This window comes from Citrobacter sp. Cpo015 (genome assembly GCF_030333035.1).
Taxonomy (GTDB): domain Bacteria; phylum Pseudomonadota; class Gammaproteobacteria; order Enterobacterales; family Enterobacteriaceae; genus Citrobacter; species Citrobacter portucalensis.
In genome coordinates this window covers 105307-124223 of the sequence record NZ_JAOWGS010000035.1, presented here as the reverse complement: position 1 = coordinate 124223, position 18917 = coordinate 105307, and the positions used below count along the sequence as shown (strand labels likewise).

Below are 18917 nucleotides of genomic sequence, written 5' to 3'. Positions count from 1 at the left end.
GTCAGTGGAGGCGCATTATAGGGAGTTATTTCAGGCTGACAAGGGGAAATTTAAAATAATCTTCCGAGTGCGTATTTTTTCATCAAAACCACTTAAACTGACAGTTTTTCGAGCGTTTTAAAGCCATAGCGCTGTAGCACAGGCAATAATTGTTCAGCTTCTGTCGTCATTGCCATACAAAATGCAACGTTCTCATCGGTTGATTTCGCATCTGGTGCTTCATGCTCTAACAACCAGGCCGTGCGGCGCGCTATCGCGGCACCAGAATCCACCAGTCTCGTCCCCTCGGGAAGGACCTGTAAAAGTTCTTCCTGTAATAGAGGGAAATGAGTGCAACCGAGCACTACTGTGTCAGGTGGTTCAGACATCCGCAGCCACGGACGCAGAATACGCCGCAGCTCTTCCAGAGAAACTGTTTCACCGTGCAGCTTCGCTTCCGCAAGTTCCACCAGCTCAGCAGAACCCAACATTGCAATTTGGCATTCGTTAGCGAATCGCGCAATCAGCTCATGGGTATACGAGCGCTTCACCGTTGCACGTGTAGCCAGTAGCCCCACAACACCGTTCGCCGTGAGTCGCGCTGCCGGTTTAATCGCAGGCACCACGCCCACAACCGGGAAAGCAAATTTCTCACGTAACGCAGGGAGCGACACCGTGCTTGCTGTATTACACGCGATGACCGCAAGAGAGAGGGGATAGCGCTGCTGGACCGCAGTCACTATCTCAACAACACGCTCGACGATAAACTCCTCGCTCTTCTCTCCATAAGGAAAGGCGACGTTGTCGAAAGCGTAGATATAGTGGAGATCCGGCAGAAGGCGCCGGATCTCGTCATAGACCGACAACCCACCGACGCCGGAATCAAACACCAGCACGGTGGGACGGGGATCAGAAGGTGTAGCTGCCAGACAAGGTGTATTCCCGTCCTGCAGTTGCGTAGCCATAAACTGTCTCGTAATCTTTATCGAACAGGTTGGCGATTTTACCACGAACTGTCAGCTGTGAGGTGATTGGATATGACACTCCGATATCCCACAAGCTGACCCCGCCCAATTTAACATCACGATTATTGTCGTAATCATTATCGTAACGTTCACCTATATATTGATAAGCAACGTTCCACCCCAAGTCCTGAACCTGCCCAGTTAACTCATACTTAACCTGCTGTTTTGCTCGGCGATAGAGTACCTTATTCGTATCATCATCCCGCGGGTCAACATACTGTAGCGTCAGGTGATGATCTACCGGGCCAGTCGTAACATTCCCAGTCCATTCCAGCCCTTTAATCGTGGCTGACTTAACGTTGACGTACTGGTTATTCTTGTAATCGATCAGGTTTTGAATTTCATAATGATATGCAGAAAGACGCCAATCAAGCGGCCCTGTCAATCCATCAATCCCTGCTTCCCACTGTTTAGATTCTTCCGGTTTCAAATTCGGGTTGGCTGCAATACCCGGCCCATAGGAAGAGGCAAAACGCGTAGCCCCGTATTGCTGACCAAGTGAAGGAGCCAGGAAACCTGTGCCATAAGAGAGCGTTGCACGGTAGCCATCAACAAACTCCCAGCCTGCAGCAGTCTGCCAGGTGCCATGCCAGCCGAATTGTTCATCATGATCTTCACGGCCTGAGGCTTCCAGCGTGACGCTATCAATTTGTTGTTGCCCAGTTAGATAAAGTCCGGTCGTATCACGTTTATAAGCGTCCGATTTCGTGGTACTACTGGAAGTCAGCTTTTCTTGTTTCCAGTCGACACCACCGCTAATCGCTCCATGCCCAACCTCAACGTTATTTCCCCACTGAATATAGCGCTGTTCCATATTATCCAGCGTAGCATCCCCCGCATAACGACCGAGTTGATTGCTATAGTTGTAATCTTTGAGATGCTGGTAGTTAGCAATCAGTTGGGCGGAATAGATACCTGAGCTGTAACGAAGGCCGGAATCCCAGGACTGAGTGTAATTCTGAGCTTCGTCATTACCGCCAGCATAGCCATAAGAGCCCTGATCGTAATCGCTATTCGCCGTGTAGCCGTAACCACGGAAGAAACCGGAGAAGTTATCGTTAAACTTGTGCTGCAAGCCGCCCCAGAACAGTTTGTTGCGATAACCATCGCGATCGCTGTCGCCGCTGTAAGGGGAGTCAGGTTGAATGTTAAAACCTTTGGTCGTCTGGTAAGCGCCAGCCGCCGTCACCATCGTGTCACCAAATCGTTTATTTATCGTGCCGTCGTAGGTCTGATAACCATCAGTCCCCATACCTGCGTTGATCTGTGATTTCTCTTCATTACTCATCGTAATGATGTTCATCACACCACCGATCGCACCAGATCCGTACACAGCTGAACGCGGCCCGCGAATATATTCAACACGTTGCACCAACGATACCGGAATCTGACCAATATCAATCGCATTACCGATGCCCGCACGCGCCATCGGCACTCCATCAATCAATACCAGCACATGCCGGGACTCAGTACCGCGAACATACAGCGAGGAGCTTTTCCCCATACCGCCGCTTTGCGAAATATCTACGCCCGGCAATCGGCGCATGACATCATTGAGATCTTTTGACTGCCAGCGCTGAATATCTTCACGCGTCACCACATCAGTGGGGGCAAGTACAGTATTAACAGGCTGCTGAAAACGGTTGGCAGTAACGACGAGAGTATCTGGGCTAGTATCCTGTGCCCAACCAGAAAATGCCGTGACGGAAAGTGCCGTGCACAGCAACGATTTTTTAATCATTGTAAAGCATCCACAATATAAGAAGGATGCCGCAGGTCCCACCGATAGTACGCGATGATGAAAGCCAGATGCGACGTTAGCCGGCAGGTCTTCGGGCTTGGAGGCAACTTAAAGAGACGATGACTTCCCACGGCATGCCGCAGTGTCTGCACCAGGTGCGCTCATCCCCTACCTTCCTTACCGCTGCGCGTCAGCTCCAGATTCACACTGGATTCCCTTTTAACTCACAGGACCGGAAAACGGATGCTACAGTTTGTTACAACCCACTGTCCAGACTGCGTATCACAATATCGGAAATAATCAATGACTGGACATCTGATGAGCAATCCCTACAATCCCCGCGTACTTTTATTTTTCAGGACGCATCATGACCCCCGAACACCTTCCGACAGAACAGTACGACGCACAGTTAGCTGAAAAAGTGGTGCGTCTGCAGAGCTTAATGACGCCATTTTATGCACAGGCTCCGGAAGTGTTTAGCTCACCGGTCAGCCACTACCGTATGCGCGCGGAATTCCGTTTGTGGCATGACGGTGATGATCTGTACCACATCATGTTCGACAGCCAGACCAAAAACCGTATCCGTGTCGACAGCTTCCCGGCAGCCAGTGAGCTTATCAACACGCTAATGACGGCAATGATCGAAGGCGTTCGCAGCAACCACGTCCTGCGTCACAAACTGTTTCAGATTGATTACCTCACAACTCTGAGCGGTCAGGCGGTGGTATCGATGCTGTACCATAAAAAGCTGGATGATGAATGGCGTCAGGAAGCTGAAACGCTGCGGGATGCGCTACGGGCGAAAAACCTGAATGTGCATCTGATTGGCCGGGCAACCAAAACCAAAATCGAGCTGGATCAGGACTACATTGACGAACGCTTGCCGGTTGCGGGTAAAGAGATTATCTATCGCCAGGTTGAGAACAGCTTCACCCAGCCGAACGCCGCCATGAATATTCAGATGTTGGAGTGGGCGATTGATGTCACCAGGGGCTCAAAAGGCGACCTGCTGGAGCTGTATTGCGGCAATGGCAATTTCTCGTTAGCCCTGGCACAAAACTTCAACCGCGTACTGGCGACGGAAATCGCCAAGCCGTCCGTTGCTGCTGCACAGTACAACATTGCGGCTAACCAGATTGAAAACGTACAAATAATCCGCATGGCGGCCGAAGAGTTTACTCAGGCGATGAACGGCATTCGCGAGTTCAACCGTTTGCAGGGAATCGATCTGAAGAGTTACCAGTGTGAAACTATCTTCGTTGACCCACCGCGCAGCGGTCTGGACAGCGAAACGGAGAAAATGGTGCAGGCGTATCCGCGCATTCTGTACATCTCCTGCAATCCGGAGACGCTGTGTAAAAACCTGGAAACGTTAAGCCAGACGCACAATGTTTCGCGTCTGGCGCTATTCGATCAGTTCCCGTATACGCACCATATGGAGTGCGGCGTACTGTTAACCAAGAAGTAAGACAGAACGTAGGCCGGCCGCTTCAGATTGCCGGATGGCGGCTTTGCCTTATCCGGCCTACAGTTACAACTGTTACTCCACTATTTCCTGCTTACGGTTACGCACTTTAAAGCCGATCCAGAACACCAGAATCACCGACAGTACCGCTGGGAAGAAATTAGAACCAATATCCGGATATTCAGCGCGTACTACGGTGCTGTACAACAGAACGCCGAGGATAAAGCAGGCGGCAGCCAGGCCCGGCAATCCCACAGGCATGGTGCGGTTCTGATAGCGTTGATGCAGACAATACACCGTCAGCACCAGCGAAATGATCGGGAATACTGAGAATGGCACAATGGAGCTAAACAGCGCCGCAAATGTACCATTGATCGATAAGCCAGCAACCAGCGCCAGCAGCAGCGTACCTTTATCTTGACCTGACTGTTTCATTGCTTGTCCTTCTCGTTACTCGGAGTGGTGCGTCATCTTCTCTTGTTCACGGCGGTACCAATAAAATGCGCCTTTCGCGATCATGCGTAGTTGCAATACCAGCCGCTCTTCCAGCTGTCGGCGCTGCTCAGCGCCAACATCCAGTGCTTCTGCCCCGGCGCTGAACACAATGGTTACCATGGCTTCGGCTTGTGCTTCAGTAAACGCACGAGGCATATGGTTTTCGAGTTCCAGATAGTCCGCAAGTTCCGCGATGAAGTGCTGAATTTCACGAGCGACCGCTGCACGAAACGCTGCGGATGTCCCCGAACGCTCGCGCAATAATAAACGGAAGGCGTTGGGATTGTTGCCGATGAACTCCATAAATGTTGAGACCGAGGTGCGGATCACACTCCCGCCCTTCGCGATACGCTGGCGCGCCTGGCGCATCAACTGACGCAGCATCAGACCGCTCTCGTCCACCATCGTCAGGCCGAGTTCATCCACATCGCGGAAATGGCGATAAAACGAGGTTGGCGCAATGCCCGCTTCACGAGCAACTTCGCGTAAACTGAGGCTGGCAAAACTACGCTCAGCGCTGAGTTGACTAAATGCGGCTTCTACCAGCGAACGCCGGGTTTTCTCTTTTTGTTGCGCTCTAACGCCCATCACGATGTCTGAATCCTTCCACATACCTTGCTGGCACTATACCAGAGATTAGGCGGTTGGCATGGCTTTGTGAATGATTGTTTACGCGCAGTTTGTGCTTCGACTTCGCAAAAAAGCACAACGATAATTGGGTTATCTCAACAACGATGTTACTATTCTGTTGCTTTTATGTATAAGAACAGGTAAGCCTGACCATGTCACATTCTTACGATTACGATGCAATAGTAATAGGTTCCGGTCCCGGCGGCGAAGGCGCGGCAATGGGTCTGGTTAAGCAAGGAGCGCGCGTCGCGGTAATTGAGCGCTATCATAACGTCGGCGGAGGTTGTACCCACTGGGGCACCATCCCGTCGAAAGCTCTCCGCCACGCCGTCAGCCGCATTATTGAATTCAATCAGAACCCACTGTACAGCGACCACTCCCGACTCCTTCGTTCTTCTTTCGCCGATATTCTCAACCACGCTGATAACGTTATTAATCAGCAAACGCGTATGCGGCAAGGATTTTACGAGCGCAACCACTGCGAAATTTTGCAGGGAAATGCTCGTTTTGTTGATGAACACACGATCGCCCTGGAATGCCACGACGGCACGGTGGAAACGCTGACCGCGGATAAGTTCGTGATCGCCTGCGGTTCACGCCCTTATCGCCCTGTTGACGTCGACTTTTCGCATCCCCGGGTTTATGACAGCGACTCCATCCTGAGCCTGCACCACGAACCTCGCCACGTTCTGATTTACGGCGCGGGGGTGATTGGCTGTGAATATGCGTCGATCTTCCGTGGAATGGACGTCAAAGTTGATTTAATCAACACCCGCGATCGTCTGCTGGCATTCCTCGATCAGGAGATGTCCGACTCGCTCTCTTACCACTTCTGGAACAGCGGTGTGGTCATTCGCCACAACGAAGAGTATGAGAAGATTGAAGGTTGCGATGACGGCGTCATCATGCACCTGAAGTCCGGTAAGAAACTGAAGGCCGACTGCCTGCTGTACGCCAATGGCCGTACCGGTAATACCGATTCGCTGGCGCTGGAAAACATTGGTCTGAAAACCGACAGCCGCGGGCAGCTCAAAGTGAATAGTATGTACCAGACGGCGCTGCCGCATGTGTACGCCGTAGGGGATGTGATTGGTTATCCGAGCCTGGCATCGGCGGCCTACGACCAGGGACGCATTGCCGCCCAGGCACTGGTAAAAGGCGAGGCCACCGCGCATCTGATCGAAGATATCCCAACCGGGATTTACACCATTCCGGAAATCAGCTCCGTTGGTAAAACAGAACAGCAGCTCACGGCAATGAAAGTTCCCTACGAAGTTGGCCGCGCCCAGTTTAAACATCTGGCACGTGCACAAATCGTGGGTATGAGTGTCGGAACGCTGAAGATCCTGTTCCATCGCGAAACCAAGGAGATTTTGGGGATCCACTGCTTTGGGGAGCGCGCGGCCGAAATTATTCACATCGGGCAAGCGATAATGGAGCAAAAAGGTGGTGGTAACACTATCGAGTACTTCGTTAACACCACCTTTAACTACCCAACCATGGCAGAAGCCTATCGGGTAGCGGCGCTAAATGGCTTAAACCGCCTGTTTTAACGCACTGTCGAAATGGCCATCCATTGATCCACGGATGGCCTCTGCCAGCTGTTCATAACGGCTGCGCAGCGGCGAACCAGGACGGTACACCAGACCAATCGTACGACGCGGTTCGGGTTTAATGCATGGCAGATAAACGACACCATCACGCTTACGCTCCGGCGGAACGGCCAGCGCAGGCAGTAACGTAATACCGCTACCTGCCGCCACCATATTGCGCAGCGTTTCCAGACTGGTTGCCCGAAAATGGGTATCTTCATCAGCACCCGCTTCAAAGCAGAAACCCATCGCCTGATCGCGCAGGCAGTGGCCATCTTCCAGCATCAGCAGTTTTTCACCCGCCAGATCGGACATCGGTACACAGTCACGGTTTGCCCACGGATGATCTTCATAGATCGCCAGCATCATAGGCTCATCAAATAATGGAACTTCGATGAATGCCTCACTCTCTTTGACCAGCGCCAGAATGACGCAGTCGAGCTTGCCGCTATCCAGTTGCGCCAACAGCTGATGTGTCTGCGCTTCATGGAGATACATCTCCAGTTTTGGGAAGGTCTGGTGCAACATCGGAATAATATGCGGCAGCAGGTATGGCCCCACCGTTGGGATCAAACCAATATGCAGCGGGCCAGACATTGTCTCGCCTTGTTGGCTTGCCATCTCCTTGAGCACTTTGACCTCGCGCAGCACGGTGCGCGCCTGATCCACCAGCAGCAAACCGGCCTGGGTGAACAGCACCTTGCGACTCGTACGCTCCAGCAACATGACGCCAAGCTCATCTTCCAGCTTGCGGATCTGCCCGCTCAGCGTTGGTTGGCTAACGTGACAGGAGTCTGCCGCTCGTCGGAAGTGACGATGTTCGGCTAGTGCCACCAGGTATTCAAGATCACGAATATTCATTATTCATCCTCCATCGCCACGATAGTTCGTAGCGATAGGTAGCATAGCAACGAACGATTATCCCTATCAAGCTTTCTGTTTAATAATGCACCACAGAAACGGAACGGTACCCCTTTAACCCTTGAAGCTACTGTCCGTTTGAGAGTTTCTCTCATACTCGAAATAACTAAAGCCAACGTGAACTTTTGCGGACCTTGAGTCCGCATTTTTTTTGCATAAAAAAAGCCCGGCGTCGCAAAGCTCGGCCGGGTTATGGTTTGGTAGGCCTGATAAGCGTAGCGCCATCAGGCAGAACGGCGCACAGTGCCGGATGGCGGCTTCGCCTTATCCGACCTACAGGCGTGCCTTCGCGTAGTCGATCGCCTGCGCAACCTGCTGCGGCGACACGCCACCTTTCGCTGCACGTTTATCCAGACACGATTGCAACGAGAGGATCGGGTAAACGTCATCGCCAATCACCTGGCTGAACTTTTGTAAGTCGGCAAGCGACAGCGCTTCCAGCGGTTTGCCCTGACGAATCGCCTCGACCACCGTTTCCCCCACAATATGGTGCGCTTCGCGGAACGGGACGCCCTTCGCCACCAGATAATCCGCCAGCTCAGTGGCGTTAGCATAACCCTGCTGCGCCGCTTCCTGACAACGCGGACGTTTCACCTGAATGCCATCCAGCACCAGCGCGGCCATATGCAGGCAGTCCAGCCAGGTGTCGAGCGCGTCGAACAGCCCTTCTTTGTCTTCCTGCATATCTTTGTTGTATGCCAGTGGAAGGCCTTTTAACGTCATCATCATGCCGGTCAGCGCACCCTGCACGCGACCGCATTTGCCACGGATCAGCTCCAGCGCATCCGGGTTTTTCTTCTGCGGCATCAGAGATGAACCGGAAGTCACACGGTCGGAGAGTTCAACAAAACCCGCTTCGCCGGTGTTAAAGAAAATCAGATCTTCAGCAAAACGCGACAGGTGTACCATGCCGATAGAGGCGTCGGAGAGTAACTCCAGCACGTGGTCACGGTCAGAAACGCTGTCCAGGCTGTTGCGCGTTGCCGAGGCAAAGCCCAACCAACCCGCCAACTGCTCGCGATCGATTTCATACGCCGTACCCGCCAGCGCGCCGCAGCCTAACGGACTGACGTCCAGGCGTTTGAGCGCATCCTGCAAACGGCTCTCGTCACGCGCCAACATTTCAACATAGGCCAGACACCAGTGAGCAAACGTCACCGGCTGCGCACGTTGCAGGTGGGTGTAACCCGGCATGACGGCGTCCTGGTTATTCTCCGCCGTCACCACCAGCGCAGTTTGCAACTGACGATTGGCCGACAGTAATTCGATAACCGTATCTTTGCACCACAGCTTGAGATCGGTCGCGACCTGGTCATTACGGCTACGCCCGGTATGCAGTTTTTTACCAAGCTGGCCGACTTTATCAATCAGCTTACCTTCCACCCAACTGTGAATATCTTCGGCATCGCTTTGCAAAATCTGCTGAGGATTCGCGCGAACCTCTTCCAGCAGGTTATTCAGCGCCTCTTCCAACTGCAGCTGTTCATCGGCAGTCAGTACACCTACCGTTACCAACGCTTTGGACCAGGCCACAGAGCCAACAATATCCTGTTCTGCCAGGCGGTAGTCAAAACGCAACGAGTCGTTGAACTGTTTGAACCGCTGATCTGCTGCCTGTGTAAAACGCCCACCCCAAAGTGCCATAACGAATTTCCTTAATATGATATTTTTGCCCGGTGGCGCTGCGCTTACCGGGCCTACAAAACCCACGTAGACCGGATAAGGCGAAGCCGCCATCCGGCACATTAATGGTTAAGCCAGAATACGCGTACCAATTGGCGTGCCGTTAAACAGCGCCGGAAGTTGCTCTGCATGACGCCAGGAGGCGATATCCACCGGACGGCCCAGCGTACGCGCGGCATCCAGCGCTGCATTCACCTTCACGATCATGCCATCGGTAATAATGCCCTGTTCAATCAGCTGTTCCGCTTTCGCCGCGGTCATTTCGGCAATGCGCTGGCCTTTGCCATCCAGAATACCGCTCACATCAGAGAGCAGGATCAGATCCGCACCCAGCGTTGCCGCCAGCGCCGTTGCAGCCTGATCGGCATTCACGTTCATCAGCAGACCATCATCAGTGACACCAATAGAGCTCACTACCGGCAGAAAACCGCTTTCCAGCAGCGTGTTAATCAGCTTAGGCGAACCCGGCTGCGCCAGTCCAACATGACCCAGTTCTTTATCGAGCGGCGTCACTTTTACGCTGTCGCCATCGCCAAGATACAGACCAACAGACGCGATGTGATGCTTTTTCGCCCAGGCCAGCAAGGTTTTATTCGCCGTTCCCGCCAGGGCACCGGTAATAATGTCAATTTGATCGGCTGGCGTGACGCGCAGACCATTTTTCTTTTTCACCGGCAGATTCAGCTGCTTCATCAGCTCGTCGACCACGCAGCCGCCGCCGTGCACAATGACCAGCGGACGCTGGTGCGACTCACGATAATTCACCAGTGCGGTAAACAGACGCTCCAGCGCCTCTTCGCTATCCAGTAAAACGCCGCCCAGCTTGATAATTAATGGATTCATTGTTGCACCCTTAAATAAGAGACTGCGTTTGGGCAAAGCCAAAACGAATATTTGCGCACTGCATCGCCTGTGACGCCGCGCCTTTCAATAAGTTGTCTTCCGTCGCCACAACGATCAAATGCTCACCCTGCACAGCAAACCCGATATCACAGAATGGTAATCCAACCACATTCTTCAGCGCTGGAACCCCTTTGTCATACAGACGCACCAACGGTTTATCGCCATACGCCTGTTGCAGCGTCTGCGCTACCTGAGCATGAGTTACACCCGCTTTAAGGCGGCAAGTGATAGTTTCCAGAATTCCGCGCGGGAAGTTGCCCAGATGCGGGGTGAAAATCACTTCAGCCCCCAGATGAGTAGCGATTTCCGGCTGATGACGATGGGTAAAGACGCCATACGGTTGCAGGCTTACTTCGCAAAAACTGTTAGAGATAGCCGCTTTACGGCCCGCGCCGCTCACGCCGCTGGTCGCATTAATTACCGGCCACTGGCTGAGATCCAACAGCCCGGCATCAATCAGTGGTTTCAGCGAAAGCTGCGCCGCCGTCGGGTAACAACCCGGCACAGCAATCAGATTCGCTTCTTTCAGTTGGTCTTCGTTCCATTCCGCCAGCCCGTAAACTGCCTGCTCCAGCAGATCGGGATGCTGATGGGTAAAACCATAATATTTTTCATAGAACGCGCCGTCATTTACGCGAAACGCGCCAGAGAGGTCAAACACCACGCAACCGGCCTGCAAAAACTGCGGAGCCAGGTCATGACTTACCTCATGAGCCGTTGCGAGGAACACAACATCCACCCCTGCGCTAAACTCGCTGATATCTGACATTGGCTGCAACGGTAAATCGACAATGCCTTTCAACTGCGGATGTAAATCGGAGATTAATTTTCCTGCATCATTGCTTTGCGCTGAGACGGTCAAAGCGGTTATGGTCATATCAGGATGGCGATTTACATAGGTCACAAGCTCTGCGCCGGCATAGCCACTGGCGCCCACAATCAGCGTATTCAACATCGGGGCTGCTCACCTTCTTAGATTCTGTTGCCAGGTATAAGCCTTTATCACCTCACCTTACACTTGGTGGGTTTTATTACGCTCAACGTTAATGTATTTTTATTCACAAATACTGCATGAATATTGATACTATCATGACCCGAGGTGTGTCAACAATGAAAAACAATTTACCGCCATTTATCGAGATTTACCGCGCTCTGATTGCCACGCCATCGATTAGCGCTACCGAAGAAGCGCTCGATCAAAGCAATGCAGGTTTAATCACTCTGTTGGCGGGCTGGTTTAAAGATTTAGGCTTCAATGTGGAGGTCCAGCCGGTTCCCGATACGCGAAATAAATTCAATATGCTGGCGAGCATTGGACAGGGCGCTGGTGGTCTGTTGTTGGCGGGCCATACCGATACCGTACCCTTTGACGACGGACGCTGGACGCGCGATCCGTTCACCCTGACCGAGCATGACAATAAGCTCTATGGTTTGGGTACGGCGGACATGAAAGGCTTCTTCGCCTTTATCCTCGACGCGTTGCGTGATGTCGACGTCACGAAGCTGAAAAAGCCCCTCTACATTCTGGCCACTGCCGACGAAGAGACCAGCATGGCGGGAGCACGCTATTTCTCTGAAACCACCGCTCTGCGCCCGGACTGCGCGATTATTGGCGAACCCACTTCACTGCAACCGGTTCGCGCGCACAAAGGTCATATCTCTAATGCGATACGCATTCTGGGGCAGTCGGGTCATTCAAGCGATCCGGCGCGTGGCGTTAATGCGATTGAACTGATGCATGATGCCATCGGCCATATCATGCATCTGCGCGATGACCTGAAAGCGCGCTATCACCATGATGCCTTTACCGTTCCGTATCCAACGTTAAATTTGGGCCACATCCACGGCGGCGACGCCGCCAACCGAATCTGCGCCTGCTGCGAACTGCATATGGATATTCGCCCGCTACCAGGTATGACGCTAAACGATCTCAATGGGTTACTTAACGAAGCGCTGGCCCCTGTCAGCGAACGCTGGCCGGGCCGCCTGACCGTATCGGAACTGCATCCACCGATTCCAGGCTATGAGTGTCCGCCTGACCATCAACTGGTAGAGGTGGTTGAGAAACTGCTGGGCGCACAGACTGAAGTGGTGAACTACTGCACCGAAGCGCCATTTATCCAGACGCTTTGCCCGACGCTGGTATTGGGTCCAGGTTCTATTAATCAGGCGCATCAGCCGGATGAATATCTGGAAACACGCTTTATTAAGCCAACTCGCGAATTAATCACCCAGGTTGTACATCATTTCTGCTGGCATTAACTGCTTGTCACCCCGCTAATCCTTTAGTGGTAAGCGGGGTGATTTTTTAACATTTCCATAAGCAACGCTTATTTGATTGGATGTGAATTAAATAACGTAAATTCACGGCATTTATTCGTTTGCTGAACCGATTTCGCAGCAATTGACGTCACGTGTTTTACGTGGCTTTATAAAAGACGGCTAAAAAGTTAAGTCCGCAAGATTTCGCGTGATAGTCAGGCGCGAAAGATACAGGACATATTCAAAATAGATGGGGTGTCTGGGTTAATATGAACGAACAATATTCCGCGTTGCGTAGTAATGTCAGTATGCTCGGCAAAGTGCTGGGAGAGACCATCAAGGATGCGCTGGGAGAGAACATTCTTGATCGCGTAGAAACAATTCGTAAGCTGTCCAAATCATCTCGCGCTGGCAATGAAGTTAATCGCCAGGAATTGCTCACCACACTGCAAAATCTGTCTAACGACGAGCTGCTGCCGGTTGCCCGCGCATTTAGCCAGTTCCTGAACCTGGCCAACACCGCCGAGCAATACCACAGCATTTCGCCAAAAGGCGAAGCAGCCAGCAACCCGGAAGTGATTGCTCGCACTCTGCGTAAACTGAAAGAGCAGCCCAACCTCAATGACGCCACCATCAAGAAAGCCGTAGAATCACTCTCTCTGGAGTTGGTACTCACCGCCCACCCGACCGAGATCACTCGTCGTACGCTGATCCATAAAATGGGTGAAGTGAACGCCTGCCTCAAGCAGCTTGATAACAAAGACCTCGTCGATTATGAACGCAACCAACTGATGCGCCGTCTGCGTCAGCTCATTGCCCAGTCCTGGCATACGGATGAGATCCGCAAGCTGCGCCCAAGCCCGGTTGATGAAGCCAAATGGGGTTTCGCGGTAGTTGAAAACAGCCTGTGGGAAGGTGTACCGAACTACCTGCGCGAGCTGAATGAACAACTGGAAGAGCATCTGGGTTATAAGCTGCCGGTTGATTTTGTCCCGGTTCGATTTACTTCCTGGATGGGCGGTGACCGTGATGGTAACCCGAACGTAACGGCAGATATCACCCGTCACGTGCTGCTGCTCAGCCGCTGGAAAGCGACAGACCTGTTCCTGAAAGACATCCAGTTTCTGATTTCTGAGCTGTCGATGGTGGATGCCACGCCGGAGCTGATGGCGCTGGTAGGCGAAGAAGGTGCAGCTGAACCTTATCGCTATCTGATGAAAACCCTGCGTTCTCGTCTGATGGCAACCCAGGCCTGGCTTGAAGCCCGTCTGAAAGGCGAGAAATTGCCGAAACCAGCGGGACTTCTCACCCAAAACGAACAGCTTTGGGACCCGCTTTACGCGTGCTACCAGTCTCTGCAGGCCTGTGGCATGGGTATTATCGCCAATGGCGAATTGCTCGACACCCTTAGGCGCGTGAAGTGTTTCGGTGTACCGCTGGTGCGTATTGATATTCGTCAGGAAAGCACCCGTCATACTGAAGCCCTGGGCGAACTGACCCGTTATCTGGGTATTGGCGACTACGAAAACTGGTCGGAAGCGGATAAACAGGCTTTCCTGATCCGCGAACTGAATTCCAAGCGTCCGCTCCTGCCGCGTAACTGGGAACCGAGCAACGACACCCGTGAAGTGCTCGACACCTGTCGGGTCATTGCCGAAGCCCCATATGGCTCCATTGCCGCCTATGTTATCTCGATGGCGAAAACTCCGTCGGATGTGCTGGCCGTGCATCTGCTGCTGAAAGAAGCCGGAATTGGTTTTGCTATGCCGGTCGCTCCGCTATTTGAAACGCTGGACGACCTCAACAATGCCGATGACGTCATGTCTCAACTTTTAAATATCGACTGGTACCGCGGCTTTATTCAGGGCAAACAGATGGTCATGATTGGCTATTCTGATTCCGCAAAAGACGCGGGCGTGATGGCGGCCTCCTGGGCGCAATACCAGGCTCAGGACGCGCTAATCAAAACCTGCGAAAAAGCCGGTATCGAACTGACGCTTTTCCACGGTCGCGGTGGTTCCATTGGTCGCGGCGGCGCGCCTGCACATGCGGCGCTACTCTCTCAACCGCCGGGCAGCCTGAAAGGCGGTCTGCGCGTGACAGAACAAGGGGAGATGATCCGCTTTAAGTACGGCCTGCCGGAAGTGACCATCAGCAGCCTGTCGCTGTATACCGGAGCAATTCTGGAGGCCAACCTGTTACCACCGCCAGAACCGAAAGATAGCTGGCGTCATATCATGGATGAGCTTTCCGATATTTCCTGCGAGCTCTATCGTGGATATGTGCGTGAAAACAAAGACTTCGTCCCTTATTTCCGCTCAGCGACACCGGAGCAGGAACTGGGTAAACTCCCGCTCGGTTCACGTCCGGCAAAACGCCGTCCGACCGGCGGGGTAGAGTCTCTGCGCGCCATTCCGTGGATCTTCGCCTGGACGCAGAACCGCCTGATGCTCCCGGCCTGGTTGGGTGCAGGTACCGCGCTGCAAAAAGTGGTTGAAGACGGCAAGCAAAGCGAACTGGAAGCCATGTGCCGCGACTGGCCATTCTTCTCCACACGCCTTGGCATGCTGGAAATGGTTTTCGCGAAAGCAGACCTGTGGCTGGCAGAGTATTACGATCAGCGCCTGGTCAAAAAAGATCTGTGGCCGCTGGGTGCAGAGCTACGCCAACGCCTGGCAGCAGATATCGATGTCGTACTGGCGATTGCCAACGACTCGCATTTGATGGCCGACCTGCCGTGGATTGCCGAGTCCATTCAGTTAAGGAATGTTTATACTGACCCACTGAACGTATTACAGGCAGAGCTGTTACACCGCTCACGCCAGGCAGAAGAACAGGGCAATGCACCAGACCCACGCGTGGAACAAGCATTGATGGTCACAATCGCTGGTGTCGCCGCTGGTATGCGTAATACTGGCTAACGTCCCTCCCCCGTCGCCTTCGTGCTATTGTACGAAGGCGACAGCAAAAACCACTGTTACAACCACTTCATTTTCAATATATTTCCCCTCGAACATATTCACCACGTGAATATAACAACGGCAAAACACGATCCTAAGATCGTGATGCTTCAGTTCCTCTTAATGTTTAGGTGCTAATCTTGGCGCTACAATTAAAGACAGGCTCATACTATGCAATCCTTACAACTCCAGTCTAAACCCGTATTTAGCTGGAAAGCCCTGGGTTGGGCGCTCCTCTATTTTTGGTTCTTTTCTTCGTTACTGCAGGCCGTTATCTATTTTAGCGGCTACAGCGGATCTACCGGTTTACGCGACTCCTTGTTGTTTAGTTCGCTGTGGTTGATTCCGGTATTCTTATTTCCAAACCGTATCCGCATTATTGCTGCCGTGATAGGCGTGGTGTTATGGGCGGCCTCGCTGGCTGCTCTGAGCTATTACGTCATCTACGGGCAAGAGTTCTCGCAAAGCGTTCTGTACGTAATGTTTGAAACCAATGCGAACGAAGCCAGCGAATATCTGAGCCAATATTTCAGCCTGAAGATTGTCTTAATTGCGCTGGCCTATACAGCTGTGGCAATTCTGCTATGGACACGTCTGCGTCCTGTGCATATTCCATCACCCTGGCGCTATCTGGTGTCGTTTGCACTGTTATACGGATTGATTCTGCATCCGATGACAGTGAACACGTTTATCAAACATAAGCCGTTTGAAAAAACGTTGGATGGTCTCGCCTCACGCATGGAGCCTGCCGCACCGTGGCAGTTCATCTCCGGGTATTATCAGTATCGTCAGCAGTTGACCGCACTGAATAGCCTGCTGAATGAGAACAATGCCCTGCCGCCGCTGGCCAACTTTAAAGACAACTCCGGTGATGCGCCGCGTACGCTGGTACTGGTGATTGGCGAGTCAACGCAACGTGGCCGCATGAGCCTGTACGGTTACCCACGCGAAACAACGCCTGAACTGGATGCGCTGCATAAATCCGATCCTAACTTCACCGTGTTCAATAATGTCGTGACCTCCCGTCCGTACACCATTGAAATCCTGCAGCAGGCGCTGACCTTTGCCAACGAGAAGAACCCAGATCTGTATCTGACTCAGCCGTCCCTGATGAACATGATGAAACAGGCAGGTTATAAAACCTTCTGGATCACCAATCAGCAGACGATGACCGCCCGCAACACCATGCTGACGGTGTTCTCTAAGCAGACGGATAAACAGTTCTATATGAACCAGCAGCGTACCCAAAGTGCGCGCGAATATGACAGCAACGTGCTGGCACCGTTTAAAGAAGTACTGGCTGACCCTGCACCGAAAAAGTTCATCATCGTTCACCTGCTGGGTACGCATATTAAGTACAAATTCCGTTACCCGGATGGTCAGGGTAAGTTCGACAATAATATCGACAATGTGCCCGCTGGCCTGAGTAACGATGAGCTGGAAGCTTACAACGATTACGACAGCGCGAATGTCTACAATGACCATATCATTGCCAGTCTGATCAAAGACTATAAAGCGACCGATCCGAACGGCTTCCTGCTGTACTTCTCCGATCATGGGGAAGAGGTATACGATACGCCGCCGCATAAAACGCAGGGTCGTAATGAAGACAATCCAACGCGTCATATGTATACGGTGCCGTTCCTGCTGTGGACCTCGGAAAAATGGCAGGCTGCACACCCGCGTGACTTCTCACAGGATGTGAATCGTAAATACAGCAGCTCAGAGCTTATCCACACCTGGTCTGATTTAGCGGGCTTCACCTATGATGGTTTCGATCCAACTCGTGCCATTACCAGCCCACAGTTCAAAGAGACGACCCGCTGGATTGGCAACCCGTACAAAAAGAATGCCCTGATTGATTACGATACCCTGCCTTACGGCGATCAAATCGGTAATCAGTAACAGTCTGCCGGATGCGCTACGCTTATCCGGCCTACAGCTCGCAAAGACTTGTAGGCCGGATAAGGCATTAGCCGCCATCCGGCAATAATCACTTGAGGGCGATTGTTTTCAACGTTACTGTTTCCCTGTCTGCTGCCTGCAAGGGATTAACATGTATCACGACATCAGCCACCTGCTCTCTCGCCTGATCAACGGCCCCACACCGCTGCGGCAGATTTACTTTGCCAGCACCAGTAGCTCAACGCCGGAACTGGCGTATCAGGTCGATTTTCCCCGACTGGAGATTGTGCTGGAAGGTGAATTCACCGATAACGGTGTTGCTGGTGCATCCGCGACGTTACAGCCTTGCGATGCCTTGTTCGTTCCGGCTGGTGGCTGGAACTTTCCACAGTGGCTCACACCGGTGACCACACTCAGTATCTTATTTGGCAAACAGCAACTGGGTTTTAGCATCGTTCAGTGGGACGGTAAGCAATATCAAAACCTTACCCGCCAGCACGTCGCGCGGCGTGGACCGCGTATTGGCTCATTCCTGCTGCAAACGCTCAATGAAATGCAGATGCAGCCGCAGGAGCAGCAAACCGCCAGGCTAATCGTTGCAAGCTTACTGAGCCACTGCCGCGATCTGCTCGGCAGCCAGATCCAAACCGCATCACGCAGCCAGGCGCTTTTCGAAGCCATTCGCAACTATATTGACGAACGCTACGCTTCACCGCTCACCCGAGAATCCGTCGCGCAGGCGTTTTACATCTCACCCAATTATCTTTCCCACCTTTTTCAAAAAACGGGCGCTATCGGTTTTAACGAATACCTGAACCACACGCGACTAGAACACGCAAAAACGCTGTTGAAGGGTTACGAATTGAAGATTAAAGAGGTGGCGCACATTTGTGGGTTTGTTGACAGCAACTACTTCTGCCGCCTGTTTCGCAAAAATACCGAACGTTCACCATCAGAATACCGTCGGCAGTACCACAGCCAATTGACGGAGAAAGAAGCTAATCCAGAGTAAGATGTGTGTGCTGTGGTGCTGAAAGCAGCTTTCGCACGGCGCTCATCACCCGCTGCGGCTCACGCAGAAATGCGCTAATGCCCGACTGAACGTATCGGCTCTGCGTAAAACGCTCTGCTCCTGCCAGTTCAATATCAGTAATGAGCAACACCACATCAGCGCGGTTAATATCCTCTTCCGTCAGGCGATTTTCAGTCCCCAATGCCCCTTGAGTTTCGATCTTGATACTCCATTTTTCCTGCTGGCAGAGTTTCTCCAGCCGCTCAGCTGCCATATAGGTATGGGCTACGCCGCTTACGCACGCGGTGACAGCAACCAGATATCGTACAGGTGCGATGGTCATA

15 protein-coding genes and 1 riboswitch are annotated in these 18917 nt (G+C 52.5%); of the genes, 6 read left to right on the top strand and 9 right to left on the bottom strand.

Annotated features, from left to right (window positions below; genetic code table 11):
* Positions 1-92: 92 nt before the first annotated feature.
* A complete protein-coding gene (murI, locus tag OGY67_RS14595; RefSeq protein ID WP_003847829.1) occupies positions 93-944 on the bottom strand; it encodes a glutamate racemase in 852 nt (283 codons plus the stop codon).
* The gene (gene btuB, locus OGY67_RS14590) at positions 889-2745 is read right to left on the bottom strand and encodes a TonB-dependent vitamin B12 receptor BtuB (RefSeq protein WP_032945649.1); all 1857 of its coding nucleotides are present in this window, start codon (positions 2743-2745) and stop codon (positions 889-891) included. The genes murI and btuB overlap by 56 nt, the downstream gene beginning before the upstream one ends.
* Before the next feature lie 65 nt (positions 2746-2810).
* A riboswitch (cobalamin riboswitch) is annotated at positions 2811-2997 on the bottom strand.
* 115 nt (positions 2998-3112) lie between these two features.
* Between btuB and trmA the strand changes: the two genes are divergently transcribed.
* The gene (gene trmA / locus OGY67_RS14585) at positions 3113-4213 is read left to right on the top strand and encodes a tRNA (uridine(54)-C5)-methyltransferase TrmA (protein ID WP_286574081.1); all 1101 of its coding nucleotides are present in this window, start codon (positions 3113-3115) and stop codon (positions 4211-4213) included.
* Between the two features lie 72 nt (positions 4214-4285).
* On the opposite strand, the gene OGY67_RS14580 is transcribed toward trmA, so the two are convergent.
* Positions 4286-4645, bottom strand: coding sequence for a YijD family membrane protein (locus OGY67_RS14580; RefSeq protein WP_003028863.1), 360 nt, complete (start codon positions 4643-4645; stop codon positions 4286-4288).
* Between the two features lie 15 nt (positions 4646-4660).
* Positions 4661-5296 (bottom strand): HTH-type transcriptional repressor FabR, encoded by a 636-nt coding sequence (gene fabR / locus OGY67_RS14575; RefSeq protein WP_003028862.1) that lies wholly within the window; start codon positions 5294-5296, stop codon positions 4661-4663.
* Between the two features lie 191 nt (positions 5297-5487).
* Here fabR and sthA point away from each other — a divergent pair, with 191 nt between their 5' ends.
* Positions 5488-6888 (top strand): Si-specific NAD(P)(+) transhydrogenase, encoded by a 1401-nt coding sequence (sthA, locus tag OGY67_RS14570; RefSeq protein WP_003028860.1) that lies wholly within the window; start codon positions 5488-5490, stop codon positions 6886-6888.
* On the opposite strand, the gene oxyR is transcribed toward sthA, so the two are convergent.
* From oxyR to argC, 4 genes are all read right to left on the bottom strand, one after another.
* Positions 6871-7788, bottom strand: coding sequence for a DNA-binding transcriptional regulator OxyR (oxyR, locus tag OGY67_RS14565; RefSeq protein ID WP_008787060.1), 918 nt, complete (start codon positions 7786-7788; stop codon positions 6871-6873). The genes sthA and oxyR overlap by 18 nt on opposite strands.
* Positions 7789-8121: 333 nt before the next feature.
* On the bottom strand, positions 8122-9492 hold the full coding sequence (gene argH / locus OGY67_RS14560; RefSeq protein ID WP_032945646.1) for an argininosuccinate lyase: 1371 nt from the start codon (positions 9490-9492) through the stop codon (positions 8122-8124).
* A 108-nt stretch (positions 9493-9600) separates the two neighbouring features.
* Positions 9601-10374: an acetylglutamate kinase gene (gene argB, locus OGY67_RS14555; RefSeq protein WP_003028854.1), complete on the bottom strand. Its 774-nt coding sequence runs from the start codon at positions 10372-10374 to the stop codon at positions 9601-9603.
* A 10-nt stretch (positions 10375-10384) separates the two neighbouring features.
* The gene (argC, locus tag OGY67_RS14550) at positions 10385-11389 is read right to left on the bottom strand and encodes an N-acetyl-gamma-glutamyl-phosphate reductase (protein WP_008787057.1); all 1005 of its coding nucleotides are present in this window, start codon (positions 11387-11389) and stop codon (positions 10385-10387) included.
* Between the two features lie 155 nt (positions 11390-11544).
* Between argC and argE the strand changes: the two genes are divergently transcribed.
* From argE to OGY67_RS14530, 4 genes are all read left to right on the top strand, one after another.
* A complete protein-coding gene (gene argE / locus OGY67_RS14545; RefSeq protein ID WP_003028848.1) occupies positions 11545-12696 on the top strand; it encodes an acetylornithine deacetylase in 1152 nt (383 codons plus the stop codon).
* A gap of 269 nt (positions 12697-12965) precedes the next feature.
* Complete coding sequence (ppc, locus tag OGY67_RS14540; protein ID WP_048237072.1) at positions 12966-15617, top strand: phosphoenolpyruvate carboxylase; 2652 nt, start codon at positions 12966-12968, stop codon at positions 15615-15617.
* 210 nt (positions 15618-15827) lie between these two features.
* Positions 15828-17561, top strand: coding sequence for a phosphoethanolamine transferase CptA (locus tag OGY67_RS14535; protein WP_111466268.1), 1734 nt, complete (start codon positions 15828-15830; stop codon positions 17559-17561).
* Between the two features lie 151 nt (positions 17562-17712).
* Complete coding sequence (locus tag OGY67_RS14530) at positions 17713-18573, top strand: helix-turn-helix transcriptional regulator (protein ID WP_008787053.1); 861 nt, start codon at positions 17713-17715, stop codon at positions 18571-18573.
* Here the strand turns inward: OGY67_RS14530 and OGY67_RS14525 are convergent.
* Positions 18560-18916: a PTS fructose-like transporter subunit IIB gene (locus OGY67_RS14525; RefSeq protein ID WP_008787052.1), complete on the bottom strand. Its 357-nt coding sequence runs from the start codon at positions 18914-18916 to the stop codon at positions 18560-18562. The genes OGY67_RS14530 and OGY67_RS14525 overlap by 14 nt on opposite strands.
* Position 18917: the final 1 nt, after the last annotated feature.

What these genes read in the sequence shown, in the direction of transcription:
- murI (WP_003847829.1), bottom strand. Translation starts at nt 944, where the DNA reads ATGGCTACGCAACTGCAGGACGGGAATACACCTTGTCTGGCAGCTACA.
- btuB (WP_032945649.1), bottom strand. Translation starts at nt 2,745, where the DNA reads ATGATTAAAAAATCGTTGCTGTGCACGGCACTTTCCGTCACGGCATTT.
- trmA (WP_286574081.1), top strand. Translation starts at nt 3,113, where the DNA reads ATGACCCCCGAACACCTTCCGACAGAACAGTACGACGCACAGTTAGCT.
- OGY67_RS14580 (WP_003028863.1), bottom strand. Translation starts at nt 4,645, where the DNA reads ATGAAACAGTCAGGTCAAGATAAAGGTACGCTGCTGCTGGCGCTGGTT.
- sthA (WP_003028860.1), top strand. Translation starts at nt 5,488, where the DNA reads ATGTCACATTCTTACGATTACGATGCAATAGTAATAGGTTCCGGTCCC.
- oxyR (WP_008787060.1), bottom strand. Translation starts at nt 7,788, where the DNA reads ATGAATATTCGTGATCTTGAATACCTGGTGGCACTAGCCGAACATCGT.
- argH (WP_032945646.1), bottom strand. Translation starts at nt 9,492, where the DNA reads ATGGCACTTTGGGGTGGGCGTTTTACACAGGCAGCAGATCAGCGGTTC.
- argB (WP_003028854.1), bottom strand. Translation starts at nt 10,374, where the DNA reads ATGAATCCATTAATTATCAAGCTGGGCGGCGTTTTACTGGATAGCGAA.
- argC (WP_008787057.1), bottom strand. Translation starts at nt 11,389, where the DNA reads ATGTTGAATACGCTGATTGTGGGCGCCAGTGGCTATGCCGGCGCAGAG.
- argE (WP_003028848.1), top strand. Translation starts at nt 11,545, where the DNA reads ATGAAAAACAATTTACCGCCATTTATCGAGATTTACCGCGCTCTGATT.
- ppc (WP_048237072.1), top strand. Translation starts at nt 12,966, where the DNA reads ATGAACGAACAATATTCCGCGTTGCGTAGTAATGTCAGTATGCTCGGC.
- OGY67_RS14535 (WP_111466268.1), top strand. Translation starts at nt 15,828, where the DNA reads ATGCAATCCTTACAACTCCAGTCTAAACCCGTATTTAGCTGGAAAGCC.
- OGY67_RS14530 (WP_008787053.1), top strand. Translation starts at nt 17,713, where the DNA reads ATGTATCACGACATCAGCCACCTGCTCTCTCGCCTGATCAACGGCCCC.
- OGY67_RS14525 (WP_008787052.1), bottom strand. Translation starts at nt 18,916, where the DNA reads ATGACCATCGCACCTGTACGATATCTGGTTGCTGTCACCGCGTGCGTA.